Genomic DNA, 22,752 nt, shown 5'->3' with positions numbered 1-22,752 from the left:
CCTCGTCGAATATACATGAGCAGCTCTTAATACAGTAGCGCTTCTGTATAGACCTTACCGTTTCAGCAGCGCCCGGATAGCCGCCAATCCACTGGTGACCAGATCGACCGGATTGTCATCCAGCGAGGACCACTGACCGGTTTTTGCCAACGTCAGTTGGGCTCCCCATTTCTGACGCGCGTGGTCCAGCAACATGTCTGCGACGATGTTCGGGTCCAATGGCTTTGGTGGCTTGGCACCTTCCACCAGCTGGCCCAGTGCCTTCTCGACGGCGTTGGGGTCCAGGATGGTGATGGGAGCGTGGCAGTAGCCACATGCCGACTGCGTGCGAATGTCCACCGGTGCCCCACAACTGCTGCATCGCACCACCTGCACCTGCTTCGCCAGGGCCTCAATTTCTTGAACGGTGAGCTGTCGTACAAAGCCTTTTTCCACCATGAGGGCTGAAAAAGCGGTGAAACGACCGTGTTGTTGGGTGCAGCGGTAGTAGGTGAACTTGCCATTCTTGCAAAGGTCGAAGCTCTGTACCAGGCGGTCTTCGCAGCGCGGGCACTTTAACGTCGAGCCCCAAACGTGGCGGGGCGTGGTGTTGTGTTCATGAATCAGCCGGAACAGTTCCAGAATGCCGGATGGTGCCATCTGCAGGCTTTCAAACTGGTCAAACCAAATGGACTGGCAGCCAAAGCACAGATCCAGCGTGATCTCGCCATCCACCTTATTCTGGCAGCGAAACGTGTGCATGGGCGTGGTGCAACACGCGCAATTGATTGGTGTGTTCATGGAAAGTAACCTATCGCAAAATTGTAGCTGCCACTCCAGAGTCATCGGCTGATGCCTTACCATCACTCCCTATGAAAACAACGTACAGTTTTGGTGCCATCCTGGCCCGTTTGCTGGGCTGATGCCATCGGCCAACCCACCCACTACCCATTTTGAGATTGCCCATGAACGACAACACCGCAACCACCGCTTCTGAGCGCCCCCCACTGCCCGACCACCTGTCGGTGGACCCACGCAGCCCCCACCACGTTGCCGCCGTGTTCGAGCACGAAATCGGCATCCGCCTCAACGACAAGGAGCGCGCTGATGTGGAGGAATACTGTGTCAGCGAAGGCTGGGTCAAGGTGCCTGCCGGCAAGACCGTGGACCGCAAGGGCAAGCCCCTGCTGATCAAGATCAAAGGCAAGGTTGAGGCCTATTACCGCTGAACCTTGAACATTTACCCTGATCTTTTACCTGGCATTGCAACCTCCAACTGTTAGCACGCCGTCCGTCCTGCACGCTTGGGCGGCAGCCGTGCGCCCGCCCAGTTTGTTAATTGGGTTGGGGCCCGTATGTGTCGGAGCGAGCATGGGCTATTGGCAATCTGGCGCATTGGACTGGGGCCTCGCGGCCCTGGCATTGGCCGCAGCGGTGCTGATGCAGCTCATCACCAACTTGCAAAATGACGTGGGCTTCACCACGCGGGGTGCTCAGCATGTTGGCTCACACACCGGCCTGCCACGTGCCACCGCTATGGGCTGGCTGAGTACGCACCAGGTGCGCGTCGCCATCCTCATCCTGAGCGTGCTGGCCAGCGGCTTGGGGTTTTCACTGGTGGCGCTACGGGGCTGGCCCGTTCTGGCCATGGGCGCTGCGTCTTTGTTCGCGGCGCTGGCCTATATGGGTGGGCCGCGCCCCATTGCCTATACCGCCTTTGGGGAGCTGACGGTTTTTGTATTCTTTGGATTGGTGGCTGTGCTGGGTACGCAGTGGTTGCTCACGGGCGGTATCAGCATCGGAGGCTTGATGGCGGCGGTAGCTGTAGGCGCGCTGGCAGCGGCAGCACTGGTGGTTAATAACCACCGCGATATTGCACACGATCGACTGGCCGGACGGCGCACCTTTGCAGTTACTTGGGGCCAGACGGCATCGTGGCGTCTGTACCGCATCCTGTTGAGTGCAAGCTGGGTTATGCCTGTGATGATGGCACTGGTACTGCGCCAGCCCTGGATGCTCTTGCCTTTGGTAGTGGTACCGCACACATGGGCCATGCAACGGGCCTTAACGCCCGGTACCACTGGAGTTGATTGCAATGCCATCCTGATCCGGACCTTTCGGCTGGGAATGTGGTTTGCCCTGTTGTTGTCAGCTGCCGCCGTGTTGGCACATTTGGCCGGTTAGGTACACCGCAAGCAAGCAAACAGCTGTCAGCCAAATCTTCTATTCAGCACCCAAAACAGTACGATCGCGACGACTTAGTGGGGGTGCGACATGCGACATTTTGTTTGCTGGTTTTGTGCACCGATGGTCCCTTTGGGCGCATTGGCCCAGGTATTTGGTACCGTTGATGCAGTCGGCGGAGCTGTTTCGATCATTCATGAGGACGGCATCCAATCACCACCAGTCTTGGGGCAAAAATTGCTGGTTGGGCAAACCGTACAAACCGAACAAACGGGTGAACTGAACGTGGTGACCGAGGACGGCGGCCTCTTGGCGGTGCGCCCCAACACACGCTTCAAAGTTTTGCAGTTCCAGGCTACTCAGGACCATAAGGCGATGATTGATATGTCTCTGGTGCGCGGGGCATTGCGCTCCATCACCGGATGGATCGGCAAGATCAACCCGTCAGGATATTGACTGGCAACACCGACGGCGGCAATCGGTATTCGCGGAACGGGCCATGAAACAACCGTGGTGGGACCGGAAATTTCCCGTGACCATCCAGGAACCTATGACTCTGTAGTGGATGGCACAACCGTCATTCGCAGTCCCACCGGCGAATTGCAGGTAAATGCCGGACAGTATGTATTCGCAGCAAGGGACTTGGCTCTGCGCTTGCTTGCTGATCGCCCCGAGTTCCTGGCGTCGCGCACACTGCATTTGGAGGGGCGCATCCAAGAGCGCAAAGAAATGCTAAGGCAGCGAGTCCGCGATGTCATGCGAATTCTTCCAGACGCCATACGGACGTTCCGCGAAAAAGCGGATGACCTCGACGATGAGCAGCGCCAGGCTTTGCGTAAACGGCTAAAGCGAAGGGACCAAAAGCGCCAGGACAACTAGTACACAGTGTGCCTTTCAACGTCCGACAATCACCGGTAAAAGTCAGTGCATGACGTTTCGTTCGAAATTTGGTCTTATCCTGCGGTGTATTGTCTCTGCCGCAAAGGCCTCTGGTGCCGGCAATGGTTATTGGCACTGCACACGCTCAGGGCGGTGGCGCGATGCAGGGCGACGTGTCCTACACACGCGGCAGCGGAAGCGGGGGCTATTGGTCCAACAATCTGGCCGCAACGGTTGGGCCGTCTGGACTACCGGTTGTCATTGGTCTGGATCTTTCCCAGAGCCTTCTGGAGAACGTGGAAACTTCGATGCAGCTCGGAGCGACCCTGGGTTGGCGAGCGTCGCCGCTTTGGATGGTGACTGGCCACCTGACGGTTTCAAGTGACGAGTTCATCCATGTGAACGGGCATGGCGTTTCGGTGGCGTGGAATGTGAACAAACTTTGGCTAGGGGGCAACTCGACCTGACTCGAACTGGCCCGTGATTTGTATGACTACTCTTCCCAAGCTGGTGTGTCGACCCTCAATGGTCACATTCCACAGCAGGGCCGGACGCGCGTAGATGTGCATCAAGGGTTGGGAGATAACACGCTGGATGTCTACATGACCGTGGACAACCATGACTACAGCGTGGACCCAATCGATCTGGCACGCGCTCTGTTGAACCGCAAGGTCCGGCGCGTGGTGCTGGCGGGGAAAGTGGGTAATTTGCTGGATCGCAGTCAGACTCTTGGCGTTAACTGGAGTATGTCTGAAGACTGGAGCATGGACTTTTCCCTGAACCAAAGCAAAACGGTCGTTGGCCAAAACCAGCGACAGAACAGTGTTTCGATTACTCACATGTTTCGCGCCTGGTCTGCAACCCTGACCTTTTAAGACTGCAACGCCGATGCTCTGACTGGCCCTGCTGGTGTGGCGGTGCTGCCACAGGAACGTGATTCAACAGTGGAAATAGGAGCTAAGTGGCTGTTCTGAGAGCTGTGCACCGCCAGGGATTATCCAAATAGCCGCCCCCGCGCCGCATCCGTAATTGCCACCACGCAAGGGTGGGTAATGCGCCTCTCCACCGTTACGGCATAGAACTCGTCTACCAGCTCGTCAGTGCGTCCGATTAACTCAACGCCAAACTGCTCGATCGTGTCGTGTTCCATCACCGTAGGGGCCATGAATACCCCGCGTCCTTGACGGCCAAAAGCGCTCATCAAGGCGGCGTCATCAAATTCACCAATGATGCGTGGCAGGATCTCGTGGCGGGTGAGCCAACCTTCGAGCTGCTGGCGCACGGAGGCCTGAGCACTGGGAATCAACAGGGGAAAGTTGCTCAAACATTGGGGAAAGACACCCTTAAGCTGGGGCCGCAGTTGGGGTGCACAAAAAAAGCTCATGGTGGTGCGACCCAGCGGATGGTTGAAGGCCTTGACGCTGATGCGCTTGGACATGGGTTCGTCGGCCAACACCAAATCGAGCCGATTCAGCGCCAGTTGCGCCAAAAGATCAGGAAAGTTGCCCTCGCTGCACACTAGGCGTACGGGTTCAGCCACAGACAAGGCGGGCTCCAGCAGCCGGTAGGCGATGGATTTGGTGACCGAATCTGCCACGCCGACCTTGAAGTCCAGCACGCGCTGGCCGTCACGGGCCTGGCGCACGGCAGCCTCAATTCGGCACCCAGCGTGAATATCTGGTCAGCATAGCCCAGGCCAAATGCCCGTCTTCGGTGAGTTCAAGGTTGCGTCCGCTCTTGCGAAACAACTTGCGTCCCAGCCAATCTTCCAGTAATTTTATCTGGGCCGACAGGGTTTGTGGTGTTGTGTGTAACTGCTCACCTGCGCGCATAATGCCGCCAGCTTTGGCAGTAACCCAGAAGTAGTGGAGATGTTTGAAGTTCATGTCGACTATTTAGTTCGTATAAATCGAAGTGAATTAGTTAGAAATACGAATTTACACGAAGCATTATCTACCTTACATTCAAACCAACCAACCCCATGTGTGTTGGAAGGAGTGATTCCATGCGTTTGAGTACCCGCGGCCGTTTTGCCATTACCGCCATGATTGACCTGGCCTCACGCCAGACACCAGCGCCCGTTCCCCTACAAGATTTGGCCGTGCGCCACCGTATTTCCATGTCCTACCTGGAGCAGATGTTTGCCAAGTTGCGCCAGCATGGGCTGGTGGAAAGCACACGTGGGCCAGGCGGTGGTTACACCTTGGCGCACAACGCGGACGCCATCACGGTGGCCGACATTATTGGTGCCATTGAAGACAGCGCTGACACCCGGCCCAAGGAAGCCTTGCGCGAAACGTCAGCCAGCGCCCAGGAAATGACCCAGGATTTGTGGGATGCCCTGCAGTCCACCGTGGTGGCCTACCTGCGCACGGTTACGCTGCACAGCCTGGCGGCTGAACAAATGGCCAAGGGGTTTCAGGCGGACGAACGCAAAGTTGTGCAAAAAGGGGTGTTCCAGAAGCCACGCCCTCCGGTGGCCCGCCCGGGTACACCCAACTCGGTGTTTGCACTGGCGCAGGCCTGGGGTAGCAAGGCCTGACTAGATTGACATCCACGCGCACCACAAAGGAGCATGCCACGGCATGCTCTTGGCGTTGTTTTCAGAGCTGCGGCTGAACTGATCTTCCGGCCGCGCCTTTGCGAAACTCATCCGGCGTGGCTCCCACCAGACGTTTGAACATGGTGATGAAAGACGATGCGCTGCCATAGCCCAGGTCCAGTGCAATGGTCTCTACCGTCTGTCCGGCTTCCAGCAGTGGCATGGCTTTGACCACCCTCAGGCGCTGGCGCCAATCGGCCAGCGACATGCCCAGATCACGTTGGCAGCGGCGCATCAGTGTTCGCTCAGTGGTGTGAGCCGCCTGGGCCAGTTCGGGCAGCGAGCGGTTGTCGCCCGGCTGTTCTTCCAGCATGCGCAGCACTGCCCCCAGTTGCGGGTCGTCCGAAGTGGGCAAGTAGCTGCCAGCGCTGGGCGCGTTGACCAATTGGTCCACCAATACTTGTAGCAGGCGCTCTTGCGCTGCATTGCAGGGATGGTGCGCACCCATTTGCTGCAGGTGTTCCAGCAAGGCACGCACAAGGGGGCTGACAGTCAACGCGCAAGGCTGGCGGGGCAATGCCGCGCACGCAGCCGGTGAGAGGTAGAGCGAGCAGTGGTGAGCCTCATAGCGGTTCAGGCCCACATGCTCCACGTCTGGTGGCAGCCAAATGCCGTATTGCGGTGGCGCCAGGTAGTGGTGGCCGGCCACCTTGACCTCCATGACGCCGCTGAAGGCGTAGACAAACTCGCCCCAGGCGTGCTGGTGCTCGGGGTACAGACCAGCGGCCGGCACATACGCGCTGCGAAACATGATGGGCGCCGGCAGCTCCCGGGCCGACAAGGGGATTTCGAGCTTGGGTTGCAGGATGGGCATGGTTTGGCGGCTCTGCCGTATGGCTTGTCAGTTATTCACTATATTAACGAAAGCAGCCAACTCCATAATCGAACCACCGCAATCACCCCAGGAAAATTTTCCCATGGACACGCGCAGGGCACTCGATTCCACAGCCATCGGCTCGATGATGGTGATTTGCCTCCTGTGGGGCTTGCAACAGGTGGTGCTCAAGGCCACGGCGCACGACATTGCGCCCATTTTGCAGATTGGCCTGCGCTCGGGCGTGGCCGCACTGCTGGTGTGGATGACCATGGCACTGCGCGGCGAGCGCATGCGCATCACCGACGGCACGTTAGGCCCTGGCCTGGTGGTAGGTGGGTTATTTGCCCTGGAATTTTTACTCGTGGGTGAAGGCTTGCGCCACACCAATGCCTCACACATGGCGGTGTTCCTCTACACAGCCCCGATCTTTGCCGCACTGGGTCTGCATTGGAAATTGCCATCGGAACGCCTGGGCGCGGTGCAGTGGCTGGGCATTGCGCTGGCGTTTGGCGGCATTGCCATGACTTTTTTGGGCCGAAGCCAGGGCACTGGCTCTAGCAAGGATATGGCCGACATGCTGTGGGGTGATTTTCTGGGCCTGCTGGCTGGCGTGGCCTGGGCAGCCACCACACTGGTGGTGCGCACCACCACACTGGCGCGGGCACCGGCCACGCAAACCCTGATGTACCAGTTGGTGGCAGCTGCTGTACTGCTACTGATGGCGTCTCTGGTTACCGGCCAGACGCACTTCAACCCCACGCCGCAGGTCTGGCTCAGTCTGGCCTTTCATTCACTGGTGGTGTCGTTTGCCAGTTTTCTGGCCTGGTTTTGGCTGCTCACACGCTACCAGGCCTCACGACTGGGCGTTTTCTCGTTTATGACGCCCATGTTCGGCATAGTTTTTGGCGCATGGCTGCTGAGCGAACCAATCGAACCCAACTTTCTGATCGGCGCGATTCCGGTGCTGCTGGGCATTGTGCTGGTCAGTGGTGGGCGTTGGTTGGACAATGTGGTGTGCGCATTTCAACGTCTCTACTCTCGCCCCTGAAAAACCGTTGCCTTCCCTTGGTGCTGGGTGCCGTGCTGCTGTGCGCGCCCTTGTTGGCCACTTCTGAAGTATCTGGCAAAGGGCCGCGCATTTTTAAGTCGCTGCAGGGTGGCACGCCCACCTTCTCCGACGTTCCGCCTGCCAAGGGTGCCTATGTGGTGTACCGCCCGTCGTGTTACGCCTGCGGTGTGAGTTCAAACATCAACTGGAATACCACCCAAGTTGAACTTGGACGCATATGCAGACGAGATTGGCCAGGCGGCACGCCAGTTCGATCTGGACCCGGCGCTGCTACGGGCCGTCATCCACGCCGAATCCAATTTCAACGCCAGTGCCCGCTCACAAAGGAGCGAGGGGTTTGATGCAGTTGATGCCTGGCACCGCGCGCATGCTGGGTGTGGCGCATGCCAGTGACCCGGCCCACAATATTCGCGGTGGGGCCCAGTACCTGGCCGGTTTGCTCGCGCGCTTCAAGAACGACGTCACGCTGGCCGCTGCCGCCTACAACGCCGGCCCCGAAGCGGTACAAAAATACGCCGGTGTGCCGCCTTATGCTGAGACCCAGGTTTATGTACAGCGGGTCAAAATACTGTTCCAGCGCTACCGGAACTCCCTGCGGGGATAGTGGTTGCTATTTATTTAGTAGCAGTTTGTTTATATTCGACGAGGGCTAGAGGCTATTTTTACTTATGGATTTGTGGGTGGCGTGTTGGTGTATTGAATTTACCGGCGGGGTGGCCTAAATTGGCACCCTGGTTAGTTTTTTATAAGGAGTTGTCCATGTCTGCCTATCCCCTACTTGAACACGAAGGGCGCTGCGCATCGATTTCAACCCAGCGGGAACCGACCGGCCGTTGGATTGCATGGGTCAGCTTCGAACGTGACCCGGACTTTGCACGGTTGAAGGCCCATGCGGGGAACCCCCACCGTGTTCACAATGACTACCCCAGTGAAGAAAAAGCGGTTACGGCCGCGTATGACTTTGCGCGCGAACTGATTGCCCAGGAGTCAGCCTCGAACTAGGGTGTAGAGCTTACCGGGGCTCTAGCGTAGTGGCAATGGCCTCGGCCAATGCGTGGTTTCTGTGGGCATGCAGGGCGTCAACCGCGCCTTGGCGGTCACGTGCTTCTTTGTTTTGGCTGAATTTGCATTTGGCTGCAAGCCGCGCAATGGTAATTTCCACCCCCACTATGGATTGGATCATGCTGGTGATGTAGGCTGGGTCGGAGTCCGCCATGGTCCAGGGTTTGGCGTCTCCCGTACGGCGCTCGTGCTCGCGAGTCAGCCGGCCGACCAGACCACGCACGTATTTCTCGTCATCGCGAATCTGGATGTGCCCATGCGCATGCACGACCCGGTAGTTCCAGGTAGGCACCTGGCGGTGGGTTTCGTGTTTGCTGGGGTACCAATTGGGTGAAATATAACCATCTTCAGCCCGGAAAATCACCAGCACCGGGTCGCCGTTGCACATCTGTTGCCATACCGGGTTGGCACGGGCCACGTGGGCGTGCAGGGTGCCGTTTGGCCCGGTTTCGGCATTCAGCTCAAACGGGATGTGGTTGGCGTCCAACCCGTCGGGGCCCATTACAACCAGCGCCCCAGGGGTTGTGCGCAATCAGGTGGTGCAGTGCTTCGGGGCGTTCTTCGGCAAAGTGCGGCGGCAGGTACATAGTGCTTCCTTTTTTGGCTCGACTGCTGGCAATATACTGTACACATTATCAGTTAGTGTGATTGTTCGTGCGGTGGTCTTTGCGCCCCACACCCTCCAGAAAATTTGCCATGACCGACGACAAACTTGTGCCCACCGGCACCTTTACCGATGACCACGATGTCACCCGCTGCGTGTGGTGCCGTTCAACATCCGCCTACCAGCACTACCATGACCACGAATGGGGCTTTCCCGTCAACGACGATAGACGTTTGTTCGAGAAAGTCTGCCTGGAAGGCTTTCAGGCGGGTTTGAGCTGGCTCACCATTCTCAACAAACGCGAGGCCTTTCGGCTGGCCTTTGCCGGGTTCGATATGAACCAGGTCGCCACTTTTGGCGAGGCCGAATCCAAGCGCTTGGTACTGGACGCCGGTATTGTGCGCCACAGTGGCAAGATAGCATCCACCATCAACAACGCCCAGCGAGCTCAGGCGCTGCGCAGCGAGTTTGGTTCGCTGGCAGCCTACTTTTGGCAATTTGAACCGCAGCCAACCACCCGGCCAGAGCGGCTAACCTACCAAAGCCTGAGCGGACTCACCACGTCGGCGGAATCGATAGCCTTGTCCAAAGATTTACGCAAGCGTGGCTGGAGCTTTGTTGGCCCCACCACCATGTACGCCTTCATGCAGGCCATGGGCTTGGTGAACGACCACCTGGAAGGCTGCACAGCACGTCAGCGGGCATTGCAGGCGCGCACGGACTTCTCTTCGCCCGCGCGCGACTCCAACGCTTAAGGCGCGGGGCGACCCGGCCCTTGCGTGCCCTGTGCGCGAGCGGAAAGGTAGGCATACAGATCGGTGATGTGCGCCGTCACGCGGGGTTCGCCCTCCCAGGCGGGCATGGTCAATGAACCTTGCTTGTTTTGCATAACATCGTCCACCATGGTGTCCCAGGTTACGCCGGCATGGTTGGCCTGCATGGAGCCCAGACCCCAGTCGTACCGCTTGAGCACCAGATCGACAAACTGGCGCGGACCCACATCGCGCATGCGCACCACCAGGTTGGGCGCGTTCCCCATGCCGGTAGCGGCCGGCCCGTGGCAACCCGCACATTTGTCCTGAAACACCCGCCAGCCGTTGTAGGCCGTACCGGGCACACGCGTTTCTGCTTTGAGCTCCTTGGCGGCCTGTGTTTTTTGTACCTCTACAGAGGTGCAAGCGGCAGTGACAGTGCCACGGTCAGTGCGGTTGTGGTGATCAGGATGATTCTGGAAAGCATGTTCATGGTGAGCCAGTCGTGCAATGGAATTGGGTTCATTGTGGCACGATGCGCCCCGCATCAAAGTGCCATCAACCCCGATGTCTTGCAGAAGTACATGGCCTCGTCCGCCACTTCCAGAATATCCTTCAAGGAATCGCCGTCAGAGGGATACCAGGCAAAGCCAACGCTGCCACCCAGACTGACCGCTTCACCGGAATCCAGCAGGATCTCTTCTGCGAGCAAGTCAATCAGCTTCTGGCCCAACGTTCCAATTTGTTCGCGTTCAGTGAGCGACTCAATAATCAAAACAAATTCGTCACCGCCCAGGCGGGCCACCGTATCGGTCGAACGCACCAGTGACACCATCCGCTGGGCAATGGTGACCAGCACCTTGTCGCCGGCGGCATGGCCATAGGTGTCGTTGATCGCCTTGAACTTGTTCAGGTCCACCATCAGCACCGCAAATTGGGTGCGGCTGCGCTTGGCGTGTTGAATGGCCCTCTGGAAGCGGTCCATCAGCAACAAGCGGTTGGGCAGTCCGGTTAGAGGATCAAAAAAAGCATGTTTTTGAGTGTCCGCTCTGCGTTTTGCAGTTTGGACACGTAGCGCTGGAGTTGGCGTGTGTCGCGGCGCGCACGCTGCAACTGGATGGTCAAAACCAATGTCGCGATGCCCATTAGGACCGCAATGGATGCGAGGATATAGACAAGCACAGTGTACCCCCCCAATCTGCACGCATTCTCCCCCCATCCCGGCTGCAGCGCCACCGTTGGCACATTCTCTTACAAAGTCGGCACACCACGGGGCGAGAGAAATGAATGGGTTGTGCGGCCAAGGCCATCTGTTGCGCCACAAACCCGCTGAACGCAAGCAACAGCGGCGCAAACCTCTGAGGCGCGCCCTCTAGCTGTGCCAGTGCTGCACAGGTCGCCTCCAACGTGGATAGTTGTCCAGGCTTGTGCGCCTTGCGAATCACGTACCCAGACGCTGGCACCTCTTGTAGCGATAGTCGCGGCAGCCCTTGCAACAGCGGGCTCAGGTGCAACATTTTCGGCTCTTGCGCCAGGTGGCGTCCAGCACTACCAGTCGCAACTTGCTGGGGTCTGCCAGCTGGACAGCGTCCAGTGATGCGGGCGCGGCGTGGCCTTTGTGTGCAGTGGCTGGGTACAGCAGCACGGTGGCTTTGGGCTCGGCAATCAACGCGTGTAGCACAGCATCGTCAAACCTCTCGCCTACCACAAGCCGACTGTGCGCAAGGCCCGGGTGCAGCAGGCGAGCCGTATTCTTCGCTTCGTGCACTTCCAGCGGATGCTGCATGATCAGCACCTCGGTGGCATGCGCCGTGGGGGTGACGAAGCAGCATATACAAGTGCTTTGCGGTCGTTGGCAGCGAGGGCAGATGGGGCGGGGCATGGCGACATTCTCCACACCGGACGGATGCATCGTGTATCCGGATCAATACTGCTTTAACACGCAAGGTTCAGAATACGATCAACTATCAGGGACAACAATGAATCTGCCATCCTCACCCCGTTACGATTTTCTCAGCCGCGCATTCCATTGGGTCACGGCCATCGTCGTGACCATCGCATTCATCCTCGGGCCAGAGGGCTTTGGCCGGCTTATGCGCCAGGGGGTCGACCCCGCCACGCGAAGCGATATCGTCTGGCACGAATCCTTGGGCCTATTGGTTCTGCTGTTGACCTTGTTGCGCCTGATATGGGTGGCATTTCGCCCGGCGGCGCCACAGTTTCAAATGGCCAGCTGGATGCAGATGATGGCCAAGCTTGTGCAACTGGCGCTGTGGGCACTGATGTTTGCGCTGCCTGCAACAGCGCTCCTGTCGCTGGGCAGTGAAGGGCACCCCCTGACGTTGTTGGGGGACATTCGGATTGATCACATGCCTCTGATTGCGCAAGCCGGCATTGGCAAATGGGCCGATTGGGGCGATGTACATAAATTCCTGGGCGACACCATTATGGTGCTCGCCGGGCTGCACGCCGCTGCCGCCATCTTTCACCATCTGGTGCTCAAGGACGGTGTACTTTCTTCCATGTTGCCATGGGGACGGTGAAGTCAAGAGATCCGAAAGGGAGTGTCAAACCACCCCCGCCCGCTCCAGCATTGCATGCAACAGCACATTGCACCCTGCGGTAATGTGCTCGGGCTTGGCATCTTCGATCTCGTTGTGGCTGATGCCGTCCTTGCAGGGGATGAAGATCATGCCGCTGGGCGCCAGGCGGGCCATGTAGACGGCGTCGTGGCCGGCACCTGAGACGGCAGGCATGTTGCTGTAGCCCAGCTTCTTGGCGGCACGGCCCACGGCATCGACGCAGTCACTGTGGAAGACCTGCGCCGGGTAGCTGGATACCATTTCAATCTTCACATCCAGTCCGCTGTCTTTGGCCGCCTTCATGGCATAGGCTTTGACCTCGTCGGCCATCTGGTCCACCAACGCGTCGGTGGCGTTGCGTAGGTCGATGCTGAACTTGACCCGGCCCGGAATCACGTTGCGGCTATTGGGAAACACCTGCACCATGCCCACCGTGCCACGGCCATGGGGCTGGTGGCGCATGGCGCAGGCCACCACCTCTTGCATGATGCGGGTGGATATTTGCAGGGCGTCTTTGCGCAGTGCCATGGGCGTGGGGCCGGCGTGGGCTTCCATGCCGGTTACGGTGCAGTCAAACCAGCGGATACCCAGCACGCCTTGTACCACGCCAATGGTGACGTCAGCATCTTCCAGCACCGGGCCTTGTTCGATGTGGGTCTCAAAGTAGGCACCAATGGGGTGGTCGCCCGGTTCTTGGGGGCCGATGTAGCCAATGCGCTCCAGCTCACCCTTGACGCTCTTGCCTTCGGTGTCAAGGGCGGCGTAGGCATGTTCCAGCGTGAAGGCTTTGGCGAATACGCCCGAGCCCATCATCACCGGCACAAAGCGCGAGCCTTCTTCGTTGGTCCAGAAGGCAACTTCGATGGGGGCTTCGGTTTCAATGCCCAGATCGTTCAGGGTGCGCACGACTTCAATGCCGGCCAGCACGCCGTAGTTGCCGTCGAACTTGCCGCCGGTGGGCTGGGTGTCGATGTGGCTGCCGGTCATGATGGGGGGCAGGCTGTTGTTGCGCCCGGCGCGGCGCATGAAGCCGTTGCCGATTTTGTCGATGGTGACGGTCATGCCGGCCTCGCGGGCCCAGCCGGTGACCAGGTCGCGGCCTTGCTTGTCCAGGTCGGTGAGGGTCAATCGGCACACACCGCCTTTTGGGGTGGCGCCGATTTTGGCCAGCTCCATGAGGGAGGCCCACAGGCGGTCGCCGTTGATGCGTGCGGTAGTGGTGTCTGTTGCAACTTGGGTATTCATGCTGTAAGCCTATTGAGCAACGGGAAAGTGGAGATTACATGGAGTCCAAGGGGTATACCGGTCGTTGGACCTGGGTAAACGGGAACAAGCCATAGTCCGAGCTGGTGACACCTGGACTGTCACACTCGATCAAATCCTGTGTAATGGGCACAAACACCGGTCTGCAATACATGCGTGACTTCAGCAGTAGAAAACGGTGCTTGGTAGGATCCACTTTTACACAATGAAATACACCCAGATCCCATGGCTCATGGGTCTGCTCCGTGATAACAATCAGCACTTGACCAATATCCAACAAGACGGTCCTTCCCATGCAACAGCGTTGCCCGGTGTAGATGGGGCCGCTGACGGTGTATTCACCATCGCTGACGGCAAGCACGATGCCAGTGACTTGCATGGGCTGCTTGGTGATGCCGAGTTGCGAAAGGGGCACCTTGTTGCCAAGTGAGATGTTGACGCTGGCGCCCACACCAGCCTGCACCAGGCTTGCAACAGCCTGCGGATCGCATAGCGGCCCTGTAACAATGTCTTGAAGTCCGTGCGCAAGCGCGGTCTGAAGAACATCCATGGTGTCGCAGGTGCCGCCAGACATGCAGTTGTCACCATGGTCCAACAGCAACACTGGCCGTGTAGCGTTCTTGGACAAGGTCTTTGCGCGCTCCAATGATTGCTCAAGTGGTTCGCTGTGGTAGACGAACTGTGCGCGGTCAGCCCAGATTTGGTTTGCGATTTGATCCACAGCGGCCTGAGCTACGGCCCTTCCTTGTGGCGAGTCGATGGCTGTGGACACGATGCTGACGCATGGTGCAGGAATATCTGCCAGAGAGAATCCGGCAAATATGGAAACCGCTGGCAATCCGACTTCTTCTGCGGACCGGGCTGCCTGGACTGCGCGCTGCATCGCCCCGTGCAATGTTGTACTACAGAGGGTGTGACTCATCAGCGGCAACTGTCGCCAGCATACGCTGTAGCGCTGTTCGCCCTGCAACATGGCCAGCAGCAAACGCCCGGTATGCTGGCCGGTCTCGTACATGTCAATATGGGGGTAGGTCTTGAAACCAACCACCACATCGGCATTGTCGACAATGGCCTGCGTGATGTTGCCATGCAAGTCCAACGCCACCCCGACCGGAACCCCGGGTGCAGCAGCGCGTACACGAGCCAGTAGATCGCCCTCACCATCGGACGAGTTTTCAGCCACCATGGCACCGTGCAAATCCAGCAGGATGGCGTCACAGCCTGGGGCTGCCGCCACGATGCGTTCTGTCAACGCATCGTAAGCCTGCGCCTGCACCGGGCCGCTGGGGTTGGCAATGGCGGATACCGGAGTCACGATGGCGGCGCCTAAGGCCTCTGCCAGATCGATGAACGCAGCCATGGCGGTGCGCATTCCCAGATTCGCCCGGTAGGCTGCTTCACCATAGGTGGGAGCAAATGCCTCCATCGGTGTAGGAACGGGCGAAAACGTGTTGGTTTCGTGGTTGAGCCGTGCAATCAGAATCTTCATAGGAAAGTATCTTTTTTTTGTAGCGCGGACTAGACTAACCCGACACCCAGATAGCGGTCCTTGACTTCGGTATCCGCCAAAAACGTGGCGTTGTCTGCGCAATAGACAATGCTGCCCTGCTCCAGGATGTAGTGGCGACTGGCCAGTTGGGTGCAAACCTCCAGGTTTTGTTCGACGAGCAGAATAGCCACGCCAGCCGCCTTGATGGTGTGGAGTTGGGCCACGATCTCTTCAACGATAACTGGTGCCAAACCCTCCACGGGCTCGTCAAGCATTAACAACTTGGGGTCGTTCATCAGGGCACGTCCAATGGACAGCATTTGCTGTTCTCCACCTGAAAGTTGTCCTCCGCCGTTTTTGCGCCGTTCCTGTAATCGCGGAAAAATGCGGTAAACATCAGCCAACTGCCATGGTGAGCGCTTACGCTGGCCTAGCAGCAGGTTCTCTTCCACCGTCAGTAGTTTGAAAATTCCCCGGTGCTCTGGTACCAAGCAAATGCCGCGCTTGGCAATGAGGTGGGCAGGCTGACCGTTGATGGCATTCTTGCAAAAGTTGACGTTGCCCTGCGTGGGGGGCACAACGCCGACGATGGTTTTGAGCGTAGTGGTCTTGCCCGCGCCGTTGCGTCCCAGCAGAGTCACCAGTTCGCCATCATTGACCCGCAACGATACGCCCTGCAGGACATGACTCTTGCCGTAGTGGGCATGTACGTTCTCGAGCTCCAGAATCATCCCTTGCCTCCTGTGATCATGTTGCCCAGATAGGCGGCGCGTACCCGGTCATCATTGCGAATTGCATGGGGTAGACCTTCTGCGAGAACACGCCCCTGCTGCATGACGGTAACGGTGTCTGATATGTCCATTACGATGTCCATATTGTGTTCAATCAACACCACGGTATGCTCGTCGCGCAAGCTCTTGATCAAGCGTTTCATGTCGTCCAAATCATCAATTCCCATGCCCGATGTCGGTTCATCCAGGAAGATGGCCTTGGGGTGCGCGGCCAGTGCCATACCCAATTCCAGACGACGCTGTTGGCCATGGGACAAGTTTCCTGCCGGTGCAAGAGCGAAACTCTCGAGCCCCAGTTTTTCAAGAACACGTTCAACCGTATCAACGCAGGAGCGCGGACCAATTGGTTCATGCCAGCAGTTCAGCGCCTTGGTCGGAGCAATTCCCTGGGCAGCCAGACGCAGGTTTTCGCGAACGGGCAGACTGAGAAACAGGCTGGTCACCTGAAATGACCGGGCCATACCGCGTTGCACGCGGCGGTGGTCTGGCTCATGGGTTACGTCATGTCCATCAAAAACGATCCGGCCACCGCTGACCTTTTTGGTACCGGTCAGCATGTGAAAGAGGGTCGTTTTCCCGGCCCCATTGGGACCAATAACCGAGTGCACGGTATTGGCGCGCACCTTCAGATCAACGCCACCGAGAGCGGCGAACTTGTCGTAGTACTTCTCTACACCAATCGCTTCCAGCAGGATGGGATTAGTCATGATGAGCCTCCAGCTTGCCGCGCAGACGACGCCAGGCGCTGTCACCCAGTCCCCAGAGCCCGCGTTGCATCCACAGGCTCACAGCCATTAAGACCAACCCCAGCAGCAGCAGCCAGCGGGGCCACAAGGTAGACAGCCAATCGGCCATCAGCACATAGAAAGCAGAACCCAGCACGGACGCAAACAGATTGCCTGTACCACCAATAACGGTCATGACCAAAATCATTTCACTGGTGTGGTACTCGGCACTGGACAATGGGGCGATACCGGTCATCATTGAATGTAAGGCACCTGCCAGTCCAGTCACCGCGCCGGATATCACAAAGGCCTGCAGCTTTAGCAGCCGCAGGTTGTAGCCAATGGCACCGGCGCGCTCCTCGTTGTCACGTACCGCAAGCAGAGTGCGCCCGAAGGTGGAGCGCGACACCTTCTGTAGCAACCAGAAGGCTGTCAAAAACACCACTGCGACAAAACTATAGAACTGCCAGGGTGATGTCAGGTTCCACAGCGTGGTCCCCATGACCGATAGATTGGGGCGCGGGATGTCAAGCAGACCATTGTCGCCACCGGTGATGCCCGTTGCGGTGTATGCAATGAAATAGAACATCTGGGCGAAGGCCAGCGTCAGCATGACGAAATAGGTTCCCTTCTGGCGTATCGCCACCCAACCCACAACCGCAGCCCCCAAAGCTCCCATGGCCATAGCCAACAGTAGTGCCAGCGGCATGGGCAAAGGCCAGCGCGTAAGGGTCAGCGCTACGGTGTAACTACCCAGACCAAAGAAAACGCCCTGCCCAAAAGACAGCAGGCCTGTAAAACCGAGCAGCAGGTTGCAACCCATGGCTGCCAGCCCAAAAATCAGAACCTCGCTGGCTAGCGACCCGGATTGCATGAGCAGAGGCATCAGGACCACAACGAACAGTGCCAGCAAGAAGTGCAGGTTTTTCTTCATGGCATCTATTCCTTACGCCCGAGCAGTCCATGGGGACGCAGTAACAACACGGCGGCCATGGCGATGTAAATCATCAGCCTTGCCCCTTCCGGCCACAGCGTACTCATGACGCTCTGCACTACACCTATCAAGAGCCCCCCCAATAAGGCACCGCCGAAACTTCCCAAGCCGCCAACAACGACAACAACAAATGCCACACCCAGTGCTTCAGCTCCCATGAAAGGCTCAGCGCCCCGAATGGGGGCAGCCAATACACCCGCCAGTGCTGCAGTACCTGCACCAAGTGCAAAAACCAGACTGAATATGCGGAAAACGTTGATGCCCAACAGTGAAACCATCTCGGTGGACTCACTGCCCGCACGCACTGCGCTACCCAAACGGGTGCCTTCCAATACCCACCACAGCAACAAGGCCAGCACAGAGGTAAAGCCGATCACGAATAGACGGTACTTTGGGTAGATGAAGCTGCCCCACATGACAACGCCTTGCAGAGCATCCGGTACGGACACACTTGTTCCCAGTGCACCCCACTGCAGAATGACAAGCTCCTGCACTGCCAAAGCCAACCCTACCGTTATGACAATGTGGAACTCGTGAGCCTTGTCGTACACGTGGCGCAACATCAACTTTTCAGTCAACCAGCCAATACCGCCCACTGCGATCGGCACCAGCGCCAGGGCCAACCAGAAACTGGTGCCCCACTGCATCATCTGGTAGCAGAAATAGGCGCCCAACAAGTAAAAGGCACCATGGGCGAAATTGACGAAGCGCAACAGCCCGAAAACGATCGATAGTCCGACCGCCAACAAGAAGTACAGCATGCCAATGCCGATCCCGTTGACAGCCTGTAGCAGATAGATGTTCATCTACGCGGTCGTATCAGGCCTTCTTGCAGCCGGTTTGATCAATTGGCAGGAATGACTTGCCGAAGTTGAGGACATCCACATAGTCATCCTTGTTTTTCATTTTGGCCTTGGCCTTGGCCTTGAGCAGGTAGTAATTCTTCAGCACCTGGTGGTCCGCCTTGCGTACCTCTTCTTCGCCAGTCAGCCCCTGGTACTTCATGCCTTCCAGCGCTGCGATAACCGCTTTTTGGTCCACCGAGCCGGCCTTGATGATGCCGTCGATCAGCAGCTTGGTGCAGATATAGGAGCCGGCCAAGCTGTAGTTGGGGTTCATCTGCAGCTTGTCGTTGGTACGTTTGACCAGATCACGGTTCAACGGAGAGTCCACGGTATGCCAATACTGGGCGCCAAAATAGATGCCTTCGCAAAGATCCGCACCCAGCGACTCAAACTGTTCGAGACCGGAGGCCCAAGCGACCAGAATCGTCATGTTCTTGTTCAGGCCAAAGCTCACTGCCTGACGCAATGTGTCGGCGCATTGACCGCCAAAATTCAACAACAGCAAGACATCGGGTTTGGCGGCAATGGCATTGGTGATGTAGCCACTGAATTCTTTCTCGGCCAGCGAGTGGTAGCTGTTTCCAACGTGCTCTATGCCTTTTTCCTTGAAGATGTTTTTGGCTGCCGACAGCAAGCCGTCACCAAACACATATTGCGGGGTAATCGTGTACCAACGTTTGGCCTTGGGCATCAAATCGACCAATGGGCGCACCGTCTGCTCGATTGCGCCAAAAGTTGGGACCGACCAGCGGAAGGTCGCTGCATTGCAGTCCGCTCCGGTAATCTCATCAGCACCCGCCGTAGTGATAAAAATACCACCCGCTTTCTCTGCTTCCTTGCCCATCGCCAAGGCCTCGGACGACAAGATGCCACCCGCAAAGAAGCGTGCACCTTGCTGCTGCGCAGATTCCTGCACCTTGCGCACAGCAGTGGCCGGTTTGCCTTCGGTGTCAAGCAACGTGTAGGCCAGGGGGCGCTTGAGGGCGGTACCGTACTGCTCAATGGCCAGCTTCATACCCAGGTCGGCATACTTGCCGTTGGCTGCAAATGCGCCCGACATGGGCACCGGACAGCCAAACTGGATGGCACCCGTTGCTTGGGCAAAGGCAGACTGGAACAGCCCCAGTGAAGCGGGTAGGGTACCCAGCGCGGAAAGTTGAAGCAGTTGACGACGTTGCATGGTGGATTCCTCGTGTGTGCAAAAGAGCACCCCGAGTTTTTCGCAAAACCCCCATTCACGCAGCGTCAATTTCTTTCATTTGATTTCATTTTTTCTACGGGATTTCCCGTACACCAAATTGTCCCTATGCAGAATTCGATTCCTGCGATAGGCGGGCATGCGCAGTGAATACATAGCCCAGTTGGTGTGCAGTTTTCAAGGGCAATGGTTCGGTCAGCGTGTCGCTGGCTTTTTTTCGCAGGCGGGCCACCAGCAGGTTCAGACGCTCATTGCCATTCTGTGCGCGAGGCCCCTGGAGTTGTGTGATGAGTTCCTGTTTTGACACGACCTTGCCTTGCGCGCGGATGAGGCAATTTAACAGTGCAAATTCGTGTGTTGTCAGGTGCAACACCGTGCCTTGTGGTGATTGCAGTTGCCAGTCCTGCGTTGCCAGGGTCCAGAGGCCCTGCGGGGCCTCGGTCAGGCGTTTGGGCGTGTCATCCGGATGCAGCGCCAGCCGCTTCCCCACAGCATCAATGTTGGCTGCCAGTTCAAGCAGGCTGACCGGCTTGATCAGATATCGGTCTGCACCAGAACGCAGACCCAACAGTCGGTCGCCCAGAGAATCCCGCGCACTCAGAATAATGACTGCCACCTGCGGCTTGTCTTTCAACAACTCCGCTACGGCCAAACCACTCTCACCCGGCAGACCGATGTCCAGAATAACCACATCCACCGGGCTGGCCATGAACTGCCGGTAGAAGGCCTCTGCACTGCCTGCGCCCCACACCGGATAGCCGCCGTCCAGCAAGAACTCTTCGATGGAGTGCAACTGATCGGCATCATCCTCAACAATGGCAATGCGGGGTTTGGGGGTATTCATGGGTCGCCAGTTTAGGCCGTTGGCGGGGAATGCAGGGGAATGCTCAGTACGAAGCGGCTCCCTGCCGGCTCGCGCCGTGACACGCGTACGCTGCCTCCGTGCAGGGTAGCAATACGCTCCACCAGGGCCAGGCCCAAGCCAGCCCCAGGTTTGCCTTCGGCGGCACGTCCACGCCGGTATTTGTGGAATATCAATGCCCTCTCCTCGTCCGGAATCCCGACGCCACCATCATCCACTGCAAAATGGCAATCATCGTCGTCACACCATACGTGCAGTTCCACCGTTGTGCCCTCGGGTGAATACTTGAATGCGTTGGAAATCAGATTGGTCAATGCAATGCGCAACAGAACTTCATCACCGTGTAACGTGGACACATCAGCCGACACATCAACATCGATGCGTTGGCTGTTGGATAACTGGGCGCAACTTTCCAGGACCCACGACACCATGCGCCCGATATCAATGGGCGCCGCCTGCACTACAAAATTCTGGCTGTCGATACGATCCTGGGTCAGACAGTTATCGAAAAAATTGCTGAGTCGCGTGGATCCCCGCCGGATGCGCTCCGCCACGGCGAGTTGTGCCGGATCATCCTTCAGCCGAAAAGACAGCAACTGCGCTGCCGTGTCAATCACGGCCAACGGCGATCGCACTTCATGTGACAGCATGGCGATAAACTGGCGCTCATCTGTCAGTGCCTGCTCAATGACGGTCATGGCATCCTCCAGCTCCCTCGTGCGCTGAGCCACTTCGTGTTCCAGACTTTCTGCATGTTGTTTCAGGTGCCCGGCCATGACGCCCATGGCGCCGGATAGGCCCGTCAATTCCCGAATCGGACTGGATTTAGGCGCAGCGGCATTCCAGTCGCCTTGGGTCAGGCGGGCAGCCCAGGCGCTCAGTGACGCCAAGGGTTGCACCACACGGTCAGTGACGAAGAACGCGAACAGAACGGATGCCAACAACACAGCCAGTGTCAGCGAGACCACATTGCGCAATACGCCATGCAGCGGCGTATTGAACTGGCTCTCTGGCAAGACGACGCCCATGGTCAGTTCGGGGCCATTGGGCAGTTGATATGTCCACCAGCGGGCCAGTTGGCGAGTGCCATTGACGGTTATGAAATGGTTCCCGACGGCAGCAGCGGTGCCTCGAATGCGTTCCCCCACCGCACGCAGGATCGGATTGCTGCTCTCGGCTGTTTTGACCCGATAGTCGTTGCGACTGGCATCCAGATGAAAGCTGGGCTCGGCAGTGGAAGTGGCCAGCAGTTCACCGCCGGAATCAGCCAGGAAGGCGATGCTGCCCGATTCGCTGGCAACCCGCTTCAAAAAGTCACTGACCTGCGACAAGGCAACATCGGCGGTGGCAACGCCAACCATGGTCCCATTCTGCGAAAACACGGGTGCCGACACCCCCATGCCCATGGCCAAATAGGCCCCTTGCACATCATCAATCATGTACCGGTAGGGCGCATACCAAGCCATACCGCCATTCCACATGGCAGACTTGTACCAGGGTCGGATCCGTGCGTCGAAATGGATGTCGCTGTGCGATATGCGTTCGCCACGTGTATTTGCTTCGTTGACGCGAAAGACCTCCATGGCGCGGTTGTCAACGATGCGGGCTCGCAACATGCGCAGATCCTTGTCGATACCAAACGGAGGACGACTGCCTGCGTAGTATTGACCATCAGGCATCCCCATGGACACAAACGTCAACTGCGGCTGTTGGCGAATTTGCAGCAAGAACTGGCGCATCAGCTCGTCAGGCTCGGCATAGTTCAAATACCCGGCCTTGGCCTGTTCAACATTGAAGGTCACCACGCGCAAGGGAATGTCGAAGAATGCAACGACCTTCTCGCGCACACGACCTGACACCTCATCTGCGATTTGCTGCGCAAACTGCTCGGTTACGTTCAGAGCGGAACGGTAGAAGTACCAGCCGCTGGCAATCACGACAGGCAACAACACCACCAGCAAGGCACTGATCAGAAAGGTTCTAAGGGCAATTTGACGGGGCATACCCGGCTATTCTCAAGGCAAAGACGCACTTCGTACTCCACCGCAATCAATG

The 22,752-nt window shown here is 57.8% G+C and carries 25 protein-coding genes and 4 pseudogenes; 12 read left to right on the top strand and 17 right to left on the bottom strand.

The annotated features are described in order from the left end of the window. Window positions 1-54: 54 nt before the first annotated feature. Window positions 55-780 (bottom strand): hypothetical protein, encoded by a 726-nt coding sequence (locus tag IPI80_RS16645; RefSeq protein WP_413862095.1) that lies wholly within the window; start codon window positions 778-780, stop codon window positions 55-57. A 164-nt stretch (window positions 781-944) separates the two neighbouring features. Here IPI80_RS16645 and IPI80_RS16640 point away from each other — a divergent pair, with 164 nt between their 5' ends. The 6 genes from IPI80_RS16640 (at window position 945) to IPI80_RS16615 (ending at window position 3,917) form a co-directional block, all read left to right on the top strand. Continuing rightward, window positions 945-1,208 (top strand): DUF3297 family protein, encoded by a 264-nt coding sequence (locus tag IPI80_RS16640; RefSeq protein WP_413862093.1) that lies wholly within the window; start codon window positions 945-947, stop codon window positions 1,206-1,208. An 88-nt stretch (window positions 1,209-1,296) separates the two neighbouring features. After that, window positions 1,297-2,163 (top strand): 1,4-dihydroxy-2-naphthoate octaprenyltransferase, encoded by an 867-nt coding sequence (menA, locus tag IPI80_RS16635; RefSeq protein WP_413862091.1) that lies wholly within the window; start codon window positions 1,297-1,299, stop codon window positions 2,161-2,163. Window positions 2,164-2,295: 132 nt separating this feature from the next. Next, window positions 2,296-2,619, top strand: coding sequence for a hypothetical protein (locus IPI80_RS16630; RefSeq protein WP_413862089.1), 324 nt, complete (start codon window positions 2,296-2,298; stop codon window positions 2,617-2,619). Between the two features lie 57 nt (window positions 2,620-2,676). Next, window positions 2,677-3,042 (top strand): hypothetical protein, encoded by a 366-nt coding sequence (locus IPI80_RS16625; protein WP_413862087.1) that lies wholly within the window; start codon window positions 2,677-2,679, stop codon window positions 3,040-3,042. Between the two features lie 122 nt (window positions 3,043-3,164). Continuing rightward, window positions 3,165-3,509 (top strand): hypothetical protein, encoded by a 345-nt coding sequence (locus IPI80_RS16620; protein ID WP_413862085.1) that lies wholly within the window; start codon window positions 3,165-3,167, stop codon window positions 3,507-3,509. Window positions 3,510-3,527: 18 nt separating this feature from the next. Next, on the top strand, window positions 3,528-3,917 hold the full coding sequence (locus IPI80_RS16615) for a hypothetical protein (RefSeq protein WP_413862083.1): 390 nt from the start codon (window positions 3,528-3,530) through the stop codon (window positions 3,915-3,917). Between the two features lie 119 nt (window positions 3,918-4,036). Here the strand turns inward: IPI80_RS16615 and nhaR are convergent. Then, a pseudogene (gene nhaR, locus IPI80_RS16610) lies at window positions 4,037-4,928 on the bottom strand (transcriptional activator NhaR). A 119-nt stretch (window positions 4,929-5,047) separates the two neighbouring features. On the opposite strand from nhaR, the gene IPI80_RS16605 reads away from it, so the two are divergent. Beyond that, window positions 5,048-5,584: an Rrf2 family transcriptional regulator gene (locus tag IPI80_RS16605; RefSeq protein WP_413862081.1), complete on the top strand. Its 537-nt coding sequence runs from the start codon at window positions 5,048-5,050 to the stop codon at window positions 5,582-5,584. Window positions 5,585-5,645: 61 nt separating this feature from the next. Here IPI80_RS16605 and IPI80_RS16600 read toward each other — a convergent pair whose 3' ends face one another. Then, on the bottom strand, window positions 5,646-6,458 hold the full coding sequence (locus IPI80_RS16600) for a helix-turn-helix domain-containing protein (RefSeq protein WP_413862079.1): 813 nt from the start codon (window positions 6,456-6,458) through the stop codon (window positions 5,646-5,648). A 103-nt stretch (window positions 6,459-6,561) separates the two neighbouring features. Here IPI80_RS16600 and IPI80_RS16595 point away from each other — a divergent pair, with 103 nt between their 5' ends. The 3 genes and pseudogenes from IPI80_RS16595 (at window position 6,562) to IPI80_RS16585 (ending at window position 8,532) form a co-directional block, all read left to right on the top strand. After that, entirely contained in the window at window positions 6,562-7,509 is a 948-nt protein-coding gene (locus IPI80_RS16595; protein WP_413862077.1) for a DMT family transporter, read from the top strand. Window positions 7,510-7,731: 222 nt separating this feature from the next. Next, window positions 7,732-8,134 (top strand): annotated as a pseudogene (locus tag IPI80_RS16590) (lytic transglycosylase domain-containing protein). A gap of 155 nt (window positions 8,135-8,289) precedes the next feature. Continuing rightward, complete coding sequence (locus IPI80_RS16585) at window positions 8,290-8,532, top strand: hypothetical protein (RefSeq protein WP_413861644.1); 243 nt, start codon at window positions 8,290-8,292, stop codon at window positions 8,530-8,532. A 10-nt stretch (window positions 8,533-8,542) separates the two neighbouring features. Here the strand turns inward: IPI80_RS16585 and IPI80_RS16580 are convergent. Then, window positions 8,543-9,179, bottom strand: a pseudogene (locus IPI80_RS16580) (FMN-binding negative transcriptional regulator). A 109-nt stretch (window positions 9,180-9,288) separates the two neighbouring features. On the opposite strand from IPI80_RS16580, the gene IPI80_RS16575 reads away from it, so the two are divergent. Then, the gene (locus IPI80_RS16575) at window positions 9,289-9,951 is read left to right on the top strand and encodes a DNA-3-methyladenine glycosylase I (protein ID WP_413862075.1); all 663 of its coding nucleotides are present in this window, start codon (window positions 9,289-9,291) and stop codon (window positions 9,949-9,951) included. On the opposite strand, the gene IPI80_RS16570 is transcribed toward IPI80_RS16575, so the two are convergent. The 4 genes and pseudogenes from IPI80_RS16570 to IPI80_RS16555 all read right to left on the bottom strand — a co-directional run. Next, window positions 9,948-10,496 carry a c-type cytochrome gene (locus IPI80_RS16570; protein WP_413862073.1) on the bottom strand — a complete coding sequence of 183 codons (549 nt, stop codon included), beginning with the start codon at window positions 10,494-10,496 and terminating at the stop codon, window positions 9,948-9,950. The two genes, IPI80_RS16575 and IPI80_RS16570, sit on opposite strands and share 4 nt — an antisense overlap. Then, complete coding sequence (locus tag IPI80_RS16565) at window positions 10,496-10,933, bottom strand: diguanylate cyclase domain-containing protein (RefSeq protein WP_413862071.1); 438 nt, start codon at window positions 10,931-10,933, stop codon at window positions 10,496-10,498. The genes IPI80_RS16570 and IPI80_RS16565 overlap by 1 nt, the downstream gene beginning before the upstream one ends. Before the next feature lie 26 nt (window positions 10,934-10,959). Beyond that, window positions 10,960-11,094: a hypothetical protein gene (locus IPI80_RS16560; protein WP_413862069.1), complete on the bottom strand. Its 135-nt coding sequence runs from the start codon at window positions 11,092-11,094 to the stop codon at window positions 10,960-10,962. A 158-nt stretch (window positions 11,095-11,252) separates the two neighbouring features. Then, window positions 11,253-11,830: pseudogene (locus IPI80_RS16555) on the bottom strand (tRNA-uridine aminocarboxypropyltransferase); the annotation flags it as partial. Between IPI80_RS16555 and IPI80_RS16550 the strand changes: the two are divergent. Further along, window positions 11,733-12,491, top strand: a complete 759-nt coding sequence (locus IPI80_RS16550) for a cytochrome b (protein WP_413862067.1) — start codon at window positions 11,733-11,735, stop codon at window positions 12,489-12,491. The pseudogene IPI80_RS16555 and the gene IPI80_RS16550 sit on opposite strands and share 98 nt — an antisense overlap. A 24-nt stretch (window positions 12,492-12,515) precedes the next feature. Here the strand turns inward: IPI80_RS16550 and IPI80_RS16545 are convergent, their stop codons facing one another. The 9 genes from IPI80_RS16545 to IPI80_RS16505 form a co-directional block, all read right to left on the bottom strand. Next, on the bottom strand, window positions 12,516-13,775 hold the full coding sequence (locus IPI80_RS16545; protein WP_413862065.1) for a Zn-dependent hydrolase: 1,260 nt from the start codon (window positions 13,773-13,775) through the stop codon (window positions 12,516-12,518). 34 nt (window positions 13,776-13,809) lie between these two features. Next, complete coding sequence (locus tag IPI80_RS16540; RefSeq protein WP_413862063.1) at window positions 13,810-15,282, bottom strand: M81 family metallopeptidase; 1,473 nt, start codon at window positions 15,280-15,282, stop codon at window positions 13,810-13,812. Window positions 15,283-15,311: 29 nt separating this feature from the next. Next, window positions 15,312-16,013, bottom strand: a complete 702-nt coding sequence (locus IPI80_RS16535) for an ABC transporter ATP-binding protein (protein ID WP_413862061.1) — start codon at window positions 16,011-16,013, stop codon at window positions 15,312-15,314. Then, entirely contained in the window at window positions 16,010-16,780 is a 771-nt protein-coding gene (locus IPI80_RS16530) for an ABC transporter ATP-binding protein (RefSeq protein WP_413862059.1), read from the bottom strand. Before IPI80_RS16530 ends, IPI80_RS16535 begins: the two co-directional genes overlap by 4 nt. Then, the gene (locus tag IPI80_RS16525) at window positions 16,773-17,732 is read right to left on the bottom strand and encodes a branched-chain amino acid ABC transporter permease (protein ID WP_413862057.1); all 960 of its coding nucleotides are present in this window, start codon (window positions 17,730-17,732) and stop codon (window positions 16,773-16,775) included. Before IPI80_RS16525 ends, IPI80_RS16530 begins: the two co-directional genes overlap by 8 nt. Before the next feature lie 5 nt (window positions 17,733-17,737). After that, window positions 17,738-18,598: a branched-chain amino acid ABC transporter permease gene (locus tag IPI80_RS16520; protein ID WP_413862055.1), complete on the bottom strand. Its 861-nt coding sequence runs from the start codon at window positions 18,596-18,598 to the stop codon at window positions 17,738-17,740. Between the two features lie 13 nt (window positions 18,599-18,611). Next, entirely contained in the window at window positions 18,612-19,817 is a 1,206-nt protein-coding gene (locus IPI80_RS16515) for an ABC transporter substrate-binding protein (RefSeq protein ID WP_413862053.1), read from the bottom strand. 124 nt (window positions 19,818-19,941) lie between these two features. After that, window positions 19,942-20,679, bottom strand: coding sequence for a response regulator transcription factor (locus tag IPI80_RS16510; protein WP_413862051.1), 738 nt, complete (start codon window positions 20,677-20,679; stop codon window positions 19,942-19,944). 11 nt (window positions 20,680-20,690) lie between these two features. After that, window positions 20,691-22,700: an ATP-binding protein gene (locus IPI80_RS16505; protein ID WP_413862049.1), complete on the bottom strand. Its 2,010-nt coding sequence runs from the start codon at window positions 22,698-22,700 to the stop codon at window positions 20,691-20,693. Window positions 22,701-22,752 lie beyond the last annotated feature (52 nt).

Source organism: Candidatus Aalborgicola defluviihabitans, assembly GCF_016705985.1.
Taxonomy (GTDB): Bacteria; Pseudomonadota; Gammaproteobacteria; order Burkholderiales; family Burkholderiaceae_C; genus Allorhodoferax; species Allorhodoferax defluviihabitans.
This window is presented reverse-complemented; position numbering and strand designations above follow the sequence as displayed.